Source organism: Kitasatospora fiedleri, from assembly GCF_948472415.1.
GTDB classification, from domain to species: Bacteria; Actinomycetota; Actinomycetes; order Streptomycetales; family Streptomycetaceae; genus Kitasatospora; species Kitasatospora fiedleri.
The window spans coordinates 1,127,818-1,142,104 of the sequence record NZ_OX419519.1 but is presented as its reverse complement, the minus strand read 5'-3'; the positions used below and the strand labels follow the sequence as shown (position 1 = coordinate 1,142,104).

Genomic DNA, 14,287 nt, shown 5'->3' with positions numbered 1-14,287 from the left:
CCGCGGAGAGTCTGCGGGCCACACCGGAATCACGTTTCCACTACTTCACGTCTTCACTGTCAGAGGCTCTCCAGGCGCTCCTCCCTCGCGTTACCGTTCGGCCCCAGCCCGTGCTCGTCCTCGGGTCCTCGTTGCCCCAGGGGTCCGCGGAGCCGTCCAAATACCCTGCGGCGTACATCACCGCCTCGGCCACGAACGCCACGTGTTCCCCGTCCAGTTCGGGCAGGACGTTGCGCAGGCTCCCGTGATCGCTGCCGGCCAGGTTCGCGGCGACCGCCAGGACCGCACGGGAGGAACCGTCGATCTCGGGGCCGCTCCCTTCGCTCCCGGAACTCCCCCCGTCCTCCCGCATGCGGGCGAGAGCGGATCTCAGGTCGATGTCGACCAGGTCGTAGTGCTCGCGCGACTTCAGTTCGATGAACCCGTGCGAGAGGAGCCATTCCCACAGCGGCTCGACTCGGTAGACGAGCCGGAATGCCGCCTCGCCTTGCGAGGAGGGGCACACGGCCCGCATGAGCGGCTCGTACAGATCCTCGCGCGCCGCAGAAAGATCAACTCTGGCATTCTTCACTTTCAACTCCCATCATCTATGGTGCTGCGGGGTCGACTTCGGGCATGTTCAGGCCGGTTCGCGGAGCAGCGGGGCCCGGGATGTTCTCGTTCAGCCATCCCTGGACCGGGGCCGGTACCTCTTCGGCGAGCCCGGACAGCGGGTTGGGGTTGCCTGCCCCCGGAATGCGTCGTGACCACTCCTTCGGCTTTCCCTTCCCGTTGATCTGTTCCTTGTAGAGCTTCAACTTCGCCTGGATCTTGACGTATGGTCCCGCGTGCACGTCACCCGCAGTCGCTGTCGATTCGTCGCCGGCCTCGTACATGAAGCTGACGCCCCTGTCCCCCTTGGTGTAAAGGTCGCCGAAGTCCTTTTCGCCGAACTTTCCGTAGGCCGCGTTCTCGTTCATCGGGGCTCGCTCGTACCCGGCGGCCTCCATCATCTCCCGGAAATCCTCTCGGGAGATCCCGCGCAGGGACTGGAGGTCCTTGAGGTTTCGAACCACCCCGCTTGCACCGACCGAAACCGCTCCTGCCTGCAGGAGGTCGGGCTGGTCCTCTCCTCCGGCGGTCAGTCCGAAGGTTTTGTTGAACTGTCCCTCGCAGAACCCGGAAGTATCGGTCCGGCAGATGGATCGCCAGAATCTGTATTCATCCGCCGCATTCTTGGGCTGGCCGAACTTGGCGACCTCCGCATCCCACCGCTTCTGGATGCGTGCGAGATTCTTGTTGTCGGTCGAGACGATGACATGGGCACTTACATGGACCGTAGTGTTCGGGGTATAGGCCGGACCGGGCTTGAAGCCATTTTTGTACGCTTTTGCGACAGCGGCGCTCAGCTGGCCGTTCGTTCCGGCGGCGATACCCGTTTCCGGGTCCCACGCCATCAGCCGGTGGGGTCGCTGAGGGTGAGTGGGTTGTTGTCGCTGTAAGTGTAGGCGGAGAGTGATTGGGGGTCGGTGGAGGTCAGGAGGGGTCGACGCTCAGGAAGCGTGCGGTGGTGGGGTCGTAGTCGCGGGCTCCGAGGTGGGTGAGGCCGGTGGGTTCGTCGGTGCCGCCGAGGAAGCCGCGGGTGCCGGCCCAGGTGGTGGGTGCGGTGCCGCGGGTGGCGCCGAACGGGAGTGAGCGGCGCTGGTTCACCGTGCCGGTGGTGGCGTCGATGCCGACCGTGGCGGTGCCATGGTGGTCGGTGATCTGGAAGGTGATCTTGTTGTCGTCGGTGCGGACGGCGGTGGCGCCGGTGAGGGAGTAGTAGCGGGTGGCGGTGGCCTTGCTGGCGCCCTTGACCAGTTTGAGCTCGGTGGCGCCGAGGTAGAGCGTCCAGTTCTCGGCTGTCGGGTTGGTGGTGTCGGCGGTGTGGCCGATCAGGCGGTTACCGGCGGCGTCGTAGAGGTAGTCGGTGGTGGTGGTGCCGGTGGTGGTGGTGCCGGTTCTGCTGGTGGTGACGGTTTGGTCGAGTCTGCCCTCGGTGTTCCAGGTCAGGGTCTGGTCGCTGGTCTGGTTCGGGGCGGGTTTGAGGGTGCGGGTGGTGGTGTTGCCCGCGTCGTCGTATCCGTAGCTCTCCACGACGGGGGTGCCGAGGGCGCCGGTGGTTGTGCTGGTGGAGGCGAGGGCGTGGGGACGGTTCGCGGGGTAGGTGTAGCTGGTGGTGGCGTCCTGGGCGGTGTTGCCCGCCGGGTCGTGGCGGGTCTCGGTGGCCCGGGTGCCGTTGGTGTTGTAGGTCCAGCTGGTCCAGTAGGGGGCGGGGCCGCCGAGCTGGGTGCCGCTGGGGGCGGTGCAGCTACCGGTGTTGGGGGTGTACGCCTGGGTCAGGCGCGCCAGGTAGTCGTACTGGTAGCACTGCCGGTCGGTGCCGGAGGAGGAGGTGTCGGTCAGGGAGGTGACGTTGCCGGCCTGGTCGTAGGTGTAGGCGGCGGCGCGGGCCGGGGTGGCGATGCCGTACTGGTCGGTGCGGCTGGAGGCCAGGCGCTGGGTGCCCCACTCGTAGGAGTCGGTGACGTAGACCTGCTTGTTGGCGGTGCCGTTGGAGAGCGTGGTCTGCAGCGGCTTGCCGGTCAGGCTGTAGGTCTGTCCGGTCTGGTAGGTCTGGTTGGTGAGGGAGTTGCCGACGGCGGTGAGCCGGTGCAGGCCGTCGTAGGTGAACGCGACCGTTTCGGCGGTGAGGTTGCCGGCTGCCGGGTAGTAGAGGGAGCCGATCTGGCCGTCGAAGCGGTAGGTGGTGCTGGTGAGGTAGTTGCCGGCGAGTGCTTCCTGGCCGGGGACGGAGGGGACGGTCACGGTGGTGCGGGTCGGACGGCCCATGCTGTCGAAGAACGAGTACGCGGTCTTGTACTCGCGGGTGACCCCGCCGACCGTGCTGAAGCGCGACGTGCTGGACAGCTGGCCCTTGTTGTTGGCCGGGTCCCAGACCTGGGAGGTCAGCAGCGGGCCGGTGGCCGAACCGTCACGGGTCTCCAGCCGCCGCGACAGGTTGTCGTAGACGCTGGCCACAGTCTTGCCGCGTCCGTCGGTGGTGCTGCTGACCTCGCCCCGGTCGTTGTAGCTCGTCAACGAGGTTCCGGCGTCCGGGTCGACGGACTTCGTCAGCCGGCCGCGCTGGTCGTAGGTCCAGCTCCAGACGGTGCCGGCCGGATCGGTCAGCTTCGACAGGTTGCCCGCCGAGTCGTACACGTACTTGGTGGAGTCGTAGGCGCCGGTGGGCGTCGCGGACTTGTACTGGCGTAGTTCCACGATCTGGCCGGCCACGTTGCTGATCACCGTGGTGGGAGTGCCGCCGGTGGGCGGGTGACGGTGACCTGGTCGCCGCCGTACTCGGTGAGCGTGGTGGACAGCGGGGTTCCGACGCCGTTGCCCGCCAGGGCCGTGGATTTGACGACCCGGCCGAGGCCGTCGAACTCCTGCTTGGTCTGAGTTTCGACCCCGGTGGTGTCGTCGACGCCGCGCAGGGTGGCCGAGGGGGCGCCGGTGGCGTAGTAGGGGGCGTAGGCGAGGGCGGTCTGGCCGCGCTCGTCGTAGAAGGTGTCGGTGAGGATTCGGCCGCCGCTGTCACCGGGAGACTGGGTCTGCCGGACCCGGCCGAAGCCGTCGTAGAGGGTGTAGGCGGTCTGCTGGGAGCCGTCCTCGTTGAGGCTCTTGCTGGAGACCGCGGTGATCTGGCCGTCGGCGACGGTGTAGGCGTACTCCTGGTCGGGGGTCTGGCCGTTGGTCTTGGAGCGGTCGGGCTGCCAGACCTTCAGGGTGCGGCCGAGCGCGTCGTGCGTGATGTCGGTGCGGCGGTTGTTGGTGTCGATCGAGTCGGTTGCCAGGCCGCGCAGCAGGTCGTAGTCGGTGGTCGTGTTCCGGGTGGTGGCGGCGTTGCCGACGGTGGCCGGCGGCGTGGTCACCACCATCTTGGTGGTCCGGCCGGTGGCCGGGGTGTAGGCGGTGGTGGTGGTCCGGGCGAGCGAAGAGGCCGTGGTGGTGGACTTGCTCGCGTCGGTGGTGTCGAAGACCGTGGTCGACGCCAGGGTCGTGGCGGTCAGGGGCCGGCCGTACGTGTCGTGGGTGGCGGCACTGTCCAGGTAGGTGGCGCTGCTTCCGGTTCGTGACTTGAGCGTGTGGGTGAGTGTGACGTCCCCCTTGACGGGCGCGGTGCCGTAGTCCTGGCCGTCGTAGCGGTAGCGGACGTCCGACAGCACGGCGGAGGTGCCGTCGGCCTTGGTGTCGCGGTCGACGGTCGCGGAGCAGTTCGCCGCGACGGTCTCCTTGCGAATCACACCGGAGAGGACCCAGGCGCCGGTATTGTCCGCGTAGGTAACACGGGTACAGGTGTCGTCGTCGCTTAGCCCACTGTCACCGAGCTCCTCCAACATCGTCGGGCGGCCGTAGTCGTCGAAGGTGGTGTTGGTGCGGGTCTCGCGCCAGGTGGTGCCCGCGCCCTTGTCGAGGGAGGTGAAGGTGCGGGTGGTGCTGGTGCCGGTGAGGTTGGCGGTGGTGGTGCCCCAGTCGCGCACGCGCTGGGCGGTCTGCTTCTTCCAGGGGGTGCTGACGGTCTTGTTGAGGATCGCGCCGTCGGGCTTGTCGTACTGTTCGGTGCGGTACTCGTAGCCGGCCCAGGCCTGGTCGTCGGTCAGGGTGGTGCCCTGGCCGTCGTTGACGGTGACGGTGCGCTTGCTGTTCTTGTCGGTGGGGTTGTTGCGGTCGCCGTCCATGCCGCGCAGGAAGAAGTGGTCGGCCTGGGTGGACATCGCGGCGCTGCCGCCGGTCTGGACGCGGACGTGGGCGTAGCCGCGCCACTGCGACCAGGTCTTGAGCTTCTCCTTGGTCAGGCCGTCCTCGTCGTCGAAGTGCCAGGCGGCGTCGCCGAGGTAGGCTGTAGTGGGTGACCATGTCGGGTGCGCCGCCGGTGCGGTCGGTCTGGATGACCGCGTCGACGACGTACTTGTTGAACCACTCCGTGGTGACCGGGGACTCGTCGGAGGCCTGGTACATCTGGGGGAAGCAGCGGGTGGTGTTGGTCTGCGGGGTGGGCAGGCTGGCCCAGTCGCATGGGGCGGCCGAGTAGTTGACGTCCACCTGGCCGCCGATCTCGTCGGTGATGGTGCCCAGGCGCTGCTTGATGAAGGGGGCGCGTCCGTCGCCGGTCTTGTCGAGCCGGTTGGCCATTTGCTTGTAGGCGAAGGTGGTGGGGGGCAGCGGGACGGCGGGTGTGGCGGAGTTGCCGGTGTGGGTGATGGAGGCCAGCAGGAGCTGGTAGTCGTAGTCGGCGGTGCCCCACTTGTGGGTCAGGTCCCAGGTGTCCACCAGAGCGTAGGTGCCGCCTGCCTGGAGGGTCTTGGCGACGACCTGGGTCAGGCGGGTGCGGGTGAAGAAGGTCGGCGAGAACTGCGTGGTGCAGTCGGTGCCGTCCTTGCAGTTCTCGTTCCAGGGGGTGTCGTACCAGTACTGCCGGTTGGTGTCGATCGAATTCGCTGCGCAGAGAGCGGCGTTGCTCTCCAGGCAGCGCTCGGCGGTGCCGAACTCCACCCGGGCCATCGGCTTGACGGTCGCGGAGTAGAGGTCCGTCTTCTGCTGGCCGTACTCGATGTGGTCGAGGTGCCCGCCGCGGATGTAGGGGGTGCGGTTGGCGGTCTTGAGGTTGCGGCTGTAGTTGTTGGTCTCGGGGGTGTACCAGTAGGTGATGTCGTTGCCGTGGGCGTCGACCACCAGGTCGAGGTTCCACCGCCAGCCCTGCTGGCACCACGACGCGTCGAAGTTCGCGCCGTTGCACGGCTCGCCCGCGTTGTTGCCGAACACCGGCACCGTGTAGACCGACTTCGTCTCCGGCTTCCCGCTGGCCCAGTTGGGCAGGCGGTTGTAGCCGAAGTAATAAGCGGTGCCGTCAGTGGTGGTGGCCTTGAAGTACTCACCGTCGTTGTCGCCGTTGCCACGACCCGTGTCGCGGACCCGGACGACCTTCGTCGCATCGTCGTCCTTCAGGCGCCACTCGTCGGCGGAGACGGGAATCAGCTCGCCGGAGTGCCCGGCGAAGCTGATCGTGGCGTTGTCGGTGCCCCAGCACAGGTCACCGGGGTTGGAACCGTTGGTCTTGGGGGCACCGTCGTCCGCGCACGCCTTGTAGGAGCGCTCGACGAAGCCGGGCGACAGGTCGAAGCCGTCACCCACCCAGGACGCCTGGTTGTTGCTGTTCGCGGTGCGCCCGTCGATCGAACCCGAGTCGTACGACAGGCCGACCTTCGGCGTCAGGGCGCCCGGCATGGGACTCAGCGGCATGTCGTAGGACCAGGTGAACGACCCGCTGTTGAGCGAGGTCGACCACGAGGACGCGGAGGACAGCGGCGTGGCCTTGTAGTCGCCGCTGGGCCCGGCCGTCCCGGCGGTGACGCCGAGCACGACGGCGCCGCCCGTGCCCTGGAGGCGGGTGGAGCCGGCGGTGGCGGCGGTCAGCGCGTCGGCCTTGACGGTCTGCGCCTCGACGTCGTTGCCGCCCGGCAGCGGGGTCTGCACCCGGCACTCGGGCAGCTCGGGCGTGGTGAGCGCGCAGTCGGGCAGTCGGACCAGCTTCAGGCGCGAGCCGAAGCCGGAGCCCGCCGCCTGGGCGAACGACGAGTAGTCCACGCTGACGCCGGAGCTGTCGCTCACGCCCGCGACGGTGAGGACCAGGCCGCTGATCCCGGCCCTGGCCGCCGCGCTCTGGTCGAGCACCTCGACCTTGGCGTCCTTGGCGGCCGCGCCGGAGGAGGTGAGGGAGACCGGCAGCTTGCCGGCCTTCACCGCCTTGCCCCGCTCGCCGGGCAGGTCGAGAGTGGCACTGCCCTGGCCGGGCAGGCTGCCCTTCTTGCCGTCGGTCTTGCTGACGGTGGTGTCGGCCTTGGCTGGCTTGGGCTTGGTGTCGTGGCCCTTGACCGGCTTCTCCGGGGAGACGGCCGACGGCTTCCGGTAGGTGTCGGCGACCGCCGAGGCCAGTGACAGGGTGGGTATCAGCGATCCCACCAGGGTGGCCGCGACGGCGGCGGCGACCCTTCCTCGGGTCCGCCGTTCGGCGGACCTGTCCGTTCTCACGATGGGTTTCCTTGGGTGCGGGCCCGTTTCCGGGCGTGAAGGGACGACGGGCCGGGCAGCTGGGTGCTGCCCGGCCCGGATCGGAGGAGAGGTCAGGTGCTGGGGTTCGCCGGTTCGTCCGGGCTGCTGGCGAGCGCGTAGACCTGGTCGGGACTCAGCACGCCCTGGTACAACCAGACGTCGTCGAGCTGCCCGGAGAAGTACTCGCCCCAGGCGCCGCCGGCCCGGTTGCGGCCGAACTGCAGCCCGCCGGTGGCCTCGTAGGGCTGCGGGGCACCGGTGGAGGAGACGTTCGGCACACAGCCGGGGGCGCTGTCGGCGCAGGTGTTGTTCTCGGCCACGCCGTTGACGTACAGCACGAGCCGGCTGGTGAAGGCGTCGTAACTGACCGCGAGGTGGGCCCAGTTCTCCCACAGTGATTCCTGCGGGGTGTGGGCCACGAGGGTGCGCGTGAAGCCGGTGGCGGCGTCGGTGGTGCGGAGCTCGGCCTGCCACTGACCCAGGGGCTTCCCCGTCGGGTCCGTGCCCAGGGAGTGCCAGCGCACCGTGACCGGGCTGTTGTTGGCACCGTTCAGGGACAGCGCCGTCATGTCCTTGGTGGGAGTGCCCGGGGTGTTCACCCAGCCGGCGAGCGTGAAGCTCTGGTTGGTGTGGACCGGGGCGGCGGCGGTGGTGGCGTAGTCGTCGGTGCCGTCCAGTTGGAGGAAGCCCGGCGTCATCAGCATGCCCATGCTGGTGGTGTCGATGGACGCACCGCCGCCCAGGGTCGCGTTGCGGTGGGCCTGGCTCTCGTCGGGGGTGGTGCCGGAGGTGGCGGTGTTGAGCTTCCAGCGGCCGGCCAGCACCGGGTGCTGCTGGGCCATCGCGGTGGCTTCCGGGTTCGTGATGATCCGGTCGAAGACGCGGACGTCGTCGATGTCGCCGCCGAAGAACTCGGTGTTGGCGCCCTCGCGGTTGGCGGAGCCGATCTGCAGCGGGCCGGGGTTGGCCCACGGCGAGTTCTGCGTGTAGTCGGCCTCGCCGACCAGGTAGCCGTTGATGTACAGGCGGGTCTTCTTCGCGGTGGTGTCGTTGACGCCGATCAGGTGCGTCCACTCGCCGGTGGTGCCCGCGAAGCACGGCACGGTGCCGACCATGGTGCCGGGGGTGCAGTCGGGCTGCCAGGTGCGCACCAGGGTGTCGACGGCGGTGTCCTCCTTGTAGCGGCCGAAGGACCAGCGCTTCCAGGCGGCCGAGTAGTACAGCGAGAACTCGCTGTTGTGCTGGCCGATCTGGCTGATCGCGATCCGGGCGGCGGTGTCGCTGTCGGCGAGCTTGGGCAGCTTCACCCAGGCCGAGACGGAGAAGTCCCGGGTGCCGTCGACCTGCGGACGCGAGGTGCGCAGGTAGTCGTCCGTTCCGTCGAGGTGGACGGCCTGGCCGGTGATGCCGGTCGCGTTGGCCTGCGGGCCGTTGTAGGCGGTCAGCGCGTCGCTCTCGGGCGTGCCGACCACCGGGGAGGCGCTCTCGTCGAGGTGCCAGACGGCCTTGGCCGGGGTGCCGGTGGTGACCGGCTGGTCGGCGGCGACCTTGGCGGCCTCGGCGGCGCTCAGCGGGCGGTCCCACAGCTTGACCTCGTCGACGGCGCCGGGCCACGCGGCGGACCACTGGCCCTTCCAGCGGTCACGGCCGATCTGTACCGAGCCGTGCCCGTCCCACAGCGCCGACGGGACGTTGGTGGAGCCGGCCTTGGCGCCGTTGACGTACAGCACGATGGTCTTCGCCGCCGAGTCGTACACACCGGTCAGGTGGGTCCACTGCCCGGTCGGGGCCGCGGTCGGCGCGCTCACCGCGAAGGTGGTGCTGTCGGAGTCGCCGGCGAGGCTCTGGACCTTGAAGGTCCAGCGGTTCTCGGTGCCGACCGTGTTCGCGCCGAGCGTGAACGCGTAGTAGTTCTGGCCGTTCTGGCTGACCGCGATGCGGCTGCTCGCGGCGCCGTCGAACTTCACCCAGGCGGACGCGGAGTAGCTCTTGGAGGTGTCGAGCACCGCCGCGTCGGTCTGCGCGTAACCGCTCTGCGCGTCCCCGTTGAACGACAGCGCACTGCCGAGGTGGCCGGGTGCACCGGCGGTGGCACCCGAACCGAGGGTGGCCGGAATCTCCGCGCCGGAACCGTTCAGGTTGCCGTCCATCGACCAACCGGAGCGCTGACCCTGCCCGTTGAGGACCTTGAAGGAGTACGTCTCGGGCTGGGAGACGGTGCCGACGCCGTTGACCGTCTGCGCGGTCAGGGTGTGCACGCCGGGGGACTGCAGGAGGACCTTGACGGTCTGCGCGGCGCCGCCCGTGGTGGGCAGCTCGGTGAACGCCGAATCGTCCATCGCCCAGCGGTACTTGGCGATGGTGGACCCGCCCTTCAGGGTGAAGGAGGCGTACCGGCCGACGCCGTCGGTCGGCGGCAGGTCCGCGTCGCGCTGGGCGGAGCCCGGGTAGGAGGCGGAGGTGATCTCCGGACCGCCCGGGATGGCGGTGTCGACGGTGAAGTAGCAGGCGGTCGGGTCGCCGTCCGAGGACCACGGACCCCAGGCGTTGCCGTCCCAGGCGCGGGCCTCCCAGCTCAGCCGGGTGTTGTGCGGGAAGGAGTCGGGCAGCTGGTAGGAGAAGATCGATCCGGAGCCCTTGAAGCTGTCGGACGCGGGCGGGGTGTTCTCCGCGCCGGTCGACCACCAGCGGCGGCGCAGGCCGTCACCTGCGTCCCAGTTGACCGCGAACTGCACGCCGATCGCGTCGCCGTCCGGGTCGCTGGCCTTCGTGTTCACCTTCGGCAGCTGGTTGACGCCGACCGGCTCGAACTGGCAGGAGCCGCCGGGCGTGGAGTTCATGTCGCCCATCGGCATCTGGTTCGGGCGCAGGTTGTAGTAGACCCGCAGGAACGCGTCGTCGGTGAACCGCTTCCAGGCCAGGGTGTCGCTCTCGTTCTGCGCCTTGAGGCCGAAGGTGATGGAGGACCAGCCCCAGTTCGCGGCGTCCTGCACCAGGTCCTTGACCGCACCGGAGGTACCGCCGAACTCCAGCCAGCCGCCCGGGCAGCTGCCGCTCCAGCCCTTGGCCGTGTTGATGTCCTGCAAGTGCCGGCTCCAGAACCCGGACGCGTTCTGGGAGTTCCAGTTCAGGCCCTTGGCGATGTAGCCGGTGTTCCACAGCTCCACCGTGCGCGCGTCACACGAGTACGAGTGGCTCTCGTACGTGCCGAACTCCGCACTGAGGATCTGCTTGCCCACGAACGAACCGCTCGGGACCTGGAAGAACGCACGCTTCACGTCCGTCGGCGCACACCGCGAGGTGTCGCCGCAATAGCCCACACCCCAGTCGTGCACGTAGGTGGAGGTATAGGTGAAGTGCCAGTACGCCTGGTTCGGGTACGCGCGCGAGACGCCCGCCCAGTCAGCCGCGTTCGGGGTGTTCCACGCCGGGTCGATCATCACCGGGTAGACCGTGGACGGGTCCTCCAGCATGGTCCGGTCCGGCGTCAGGACCATCGAGTCCTTGGGCAGATCCACCTTCAGCCGGGTCATCTTCGCGCCCTCGCCCGGCACCGTGCCGGGCTCGGCCTCGGAAGCGGCCGGGGCGGCGGGGGCGGCCGCGGACTTCGACTTCGCGAGCGGAGCCTTCGCCGCGGCCGACGCACCGGCCGACGGGGACGCGGACGCCGGCGCGGCGTCGGCCGCCGTCGCGGAATCCCACATCACCGGCACCGGCGCCTGGAACACCGTGCCGCCGCCGGAGGAGTCCACCGCCTTCAGCGAACCGTCGCCCTCCTGCTTCACCGTCAGGCCGTCAGCCTGCAACCCCAGCCGCAGTGAGGCGAGTTCGGGGTTCTTGGCGGCCTCGGGGGTGTGCACCACCAGGACCTGGCTGAAGCCCGTCGCCGACGCGGTCAGCTTGAGGTCCACGTCCGGCAGGATCGAGCGGTACTCGGCCGTCTCCCCGTCCAGCACCGGCTTCGGCAGCGCCTTCGGCCAGGTGAGCTTCAACTCCTTGCCGGCCCGCGACATCCGCACCAGCGGCTGCCCGCTGCCGCCACCGGAGAACTCGATGTCCGCCGTCGCCGCCTTCGGCGCCACCGCACCGCTCGCCAGCACCGCCAGCGCCGGATCGACATCCACCCAGCCACCGGCCCGACGCACCCGCTTCGGCTGCACATACGTCGTCGACACCAACCGGCCGTCCGGCTGCGCCACGACATCCGAACTCTCGCGCCGCAGGGCATCGACCTCCACCGGCTTACCGGTCCGCTTCGCCTCCGCGACCGCCAGCGTCTCCGCCGTCTCCTGTGCCGGAACCGACACCGTCGGATTCACCGCCGGCGTGGCCTCCTCGGCCGCCACCGCGGGAGCCACTGCCGGTATACCGGCCGCCCCCGCCACCACCCCGGCGGAGAGCAGAGCAGCGGTCAGACCGCGCCCAAACCGTCTCCGCGCGAATCTCTCTCGCACGTCACATCCCCATGGATATAGAGCTTCTCACAAGCGGAGCACGATCCTTATTTAATCCTTAATGGTTTGTCAACACCCCTTTTCTTTACGGTGATTGGGCATCTGGACATGGAGCTGCATAGGTAATATATCGGGCGAGTCGCCCCAGGTCGTGTCAAGTGGCGTGTCGAGTGCTATTGCGGTTAGCCGATGACGAGTTGTGGGTGCCGACTGTTCCGGGCCTGCCCACGCAGTTGGAGCGGTCGCCGGGCTTGCTGGGTCGACCGGACGCGGAGCTGTGAGGAGCCGGGCAGCAGGCACCACCTGGTCTGCGGCGGTGGCATCTGCCCAAATTCACCACTGGCAGAAACGTCTCCGGCATCACCCATGCCCTCGCCCCGGTCGGCGGCGCTCTGCTCGCCGTCGGTCATTCGGGTCGACGGTGCAATTGGTTCAAGTGCCTTCTCGGGGAAAAGGGTTGCGACAGCAAAAACATCTGTCAAGAACTGACCTGCCGTCAGGTTTTGGCCGTTATTTTCCAGCGCGGTGCCCCCGACATCCACGAGTCAATCGCCTCACTCGCATGCTCCTTCATGTGCTGACGGTGACTCAACAAGCCTGCGAGAAAGCCAGATCGAGAGATTTTTGGGCGATTTTTTTCCATTTTTTCACTCTGGCGACGGCGGCCGGATCGCTGACTTCCTTGCTGTACAGGCGTGTTCAGCCCGGGCGACTACCTCGTCCGTCAGGCAGGGCGATCCGGCCTGTGCCCGCTCTCTTCGGCTCAGGAGGGGAGTGCGGCCAGGCGCTGGACTCGGAGTCGACGGGCCGTTCGCAGAGCGGTGCGGTCGAGGGCGCGAGGCAGGAGCTGCTGCGTGGTCGTCATGCCGGTCTCCGTCGAGGGGTACTCCGCCGGGACATCCGGCGAAGATGGCGACGCTACCGGGAGCCGCCGCACCGCAGCGTGGCAGGGGCCTGACAGGATGGTGACCTGCCGGCGGGGCGGGGCCCCGGGGCGGCGGCCGGGGCTCAGTCCCGGAGGGCCAGTTCCAGCCAGTACCGTCGGTCCTCGCCGATGCGGTGCGGGGGGAGGTCGGAGATCCAGGCGGCGACCTCGGGGCCGACCGGCAGGTCGCGGTGGAAGCCGAGGCGCAGGTCGGGGAGTTCGCCGTAGGTCAGCCACCGGTCGAGGGTGTCGGCGAGGTGGCGGTTCGCGGTGGGGGTGGGGGTCTCGGCCCAGGTGCGCAGCCAGGGGGTGACCGTCCCGGTGGCGACGGCGAGGGTGCCCAGCACCTCGGCGGCGTCCGCGCCCGGGTCGGCCAGGGCCGCGGGCCACCAGGCGTCCAGGACCTCCCGGACGAGTTCGGCGCGGTGCCAGTCCGGCCAGCCGGCGGCGACCAGGCGGTCGGCGACCAGCGGGCCGTCGACGGCCAGGGTGCCGGTGGTCAACTGGCGCAGGATGCGCGGGGCGAGGCGCCGGTAGAGGGTCGGGAAGTCCGTCCAGTGGTCGGGGCTCTTGGCGGCCACCGAGTGCAGCAGACCGTTCGGCACCAGGGCCGGCGGACCGGCCAGGGCCGCCAACTGCCCGGCGGTGTAGCAGTGGTCGCAGCCGCCGACCGCCGGTCCGGGGCGGGCGGTGCGGTCGAGGGCGTCCAGGGCGTGGTGCAGGCGCTGTTGCGCGGTCGTCATGCCGGTCCCTGCCGAGGGGTACTCCGCCGGGGCGTCCGGCGAAGATGGCGACGCTACCAGCAGCCGTCCCGCCGCGGCGCGGCGGGGACCCGGCGGCGCGGTGACCCGCAGGCGGCCGGTACGGCGCGGGACGCGGGGGAGTGCGCAGCCCCGGCCGGGCACCGGTGGTGGTGGGCCCGGCCGGGGGTGGCGCGGGTCAGTCGCGGGGCGGGCGGGTGGCGGTGTCGAGGTAGAAGGCGTCGATGCTCTGCACCGCCTGCTCGAACTCCGCCAGGTTGACCGGCTTGGTGACGTAGGCGTTGGCGTGGCTGCTGTACGCGCCGGTGACGTCGTCGGGGGCCGCGGAGGTGGTGAGGACCACGACCGGGATGGTGCGCAGGTCCTCGTCGGACTTGAGGACCCGGAGCAGGTCGCGGCCGTTCATCCGGGGCATGTTGAGGTCCAGGACGATCAGGTCGGGTCGGACGGTGCCCGGGTCGCGCAGGTGCTCCAGCGCGGCGAGGCCGTCGGTGACCTGGACGAGGTTCCGGGTGCCACGCTCGGTCAGCGCCTCTTCGATGAGCATGGCGTCGGCGACGTCGTCCTCGACCAGCAACACGTCGAAGGCACGGGCGGGGCTGGTCATGGTCGGGGTCTCCGTAGGTGCTTCGTCGGAATGGTCGTAGAGGCCGGGCCAACGCTGCCGGGCCCCCTGGCGGGTCATGCCGCATGCGGAGCCGATTTGGGGGTAACCGGCCCCTGCCCTGGCAGCGGTCGCAGCCGCGTCCCGCTGGAGGCGTTCCGCGGCCTGCTGGAGCTGGTTCAGGACGTGCAGCGTGCTGAGGGCCTGCCTCAGCTCGCCGCCGTTCTCCTGGAGCAGCTCGGCGACCAGGCGCCGTGCGAGCCGCGCCACCGCGGCGTCCGCGATCGCGGCCGTCTCCTGCGGGGTGGAGCGGAGCACGAAGTTCTTGCCAGGCATGGTCGAAACAATAGGCCCTGATTTCACCCCTCGACAACAACGCTTGTCGGACAGCCTCTACAGTGTGCTGCGCCGCCCTTCCGGGTCGGCCTTTCCC

Annotated in this window: 7 protein-coding genes; all 7 read right to left on the bottom strand. The window is 69.3% G+C overall.

Annotation, left to right across the window (positions count from 1 at the left end; translation table 11 throughout):
• Positions 1-40: 40 nt before the first annotated feature.
• Entirely contained in the window at positions 41-571 is a 531-nt protein-coding gene (locus QMQ26_RS05555; RefSeq protein WP_282204959.1) for a hypothetical protein, read from the bottom strand.
• Between the two features lie 16 nt (positions 572-587).
• Positions 588-1,436: a hypothetical protein gene (locus QMQ26_RS05550; RefSeq protein WP_282204958.1), complete on the bottom strand. Its 849-nt coding sequence runs from the start codon at positions 1,434-1,436 to the stop codon at positions 588-590.
• 79 nt (positions 1,437-1,515) lie between these two features.
• Positions 1,516-3,306: an RHS repeat domain-containing protein gene (locus QMQ26_RS05545; RefSeq protein ID WP_282204957.1), complete on the bottom strand. Its 1,791-nt coding sequence runs from the start codon at positions 3,304-3,306 to the stop codon at positions 1,516-1,518.
• Positions 3,307-4,380: 1,074 nt separating this feature from the next.
• Entirely contained in the window at positions 4,381-7,089 is a 2,709-nt protein-coding gene (locus QMQ26_RS05540; RefSeq protein ID WP_282204956.1) for a hypothetical protein, read from the bottom strand.
• Between the two features lie 92 nt (positions 7,090-7,181).
• Positions 7,182-11,234 (bottom strand): LamG-like jellyroll fold domain-containing protein, encoded by a 4,053-nt coding sequence (locus QMQ26_RS05535; protein WP_282204955.1) that lies wholly within the window; start codon positions 11,232-11,234, stop codon positions 7,182-7,184.
• A 1,338-nt stretch (positions 11,235-12,572) separates the two neighbouring features.
• Positions 12,573-13,232 (bottom strand): hypothetical protein, encoded by a 660-nt coding sequence (locus tag QMQ26_RS05530; RefSeq protein WP_282204954.1) that lies wholly within the window; start codon positions 13,230-13,232, stop codon positions 12,573-12,575.
• 196 nt (positions 13,233-13,428) lie between these two features.
• Positions 13,429-14,190 carry a response regulator gene (locus QMQ26_RS05525; protein WP_282204953.1) on the bottom strand — a complete coding sequence of 254 codons (762 nt, stop codon included), beginning with the start codon at positions 14,188-14,190 and terminating at the stop codon, positions 13,429-13,431.
• Positions 14,191-14,287: the final 97 nt, after the last annotated feature.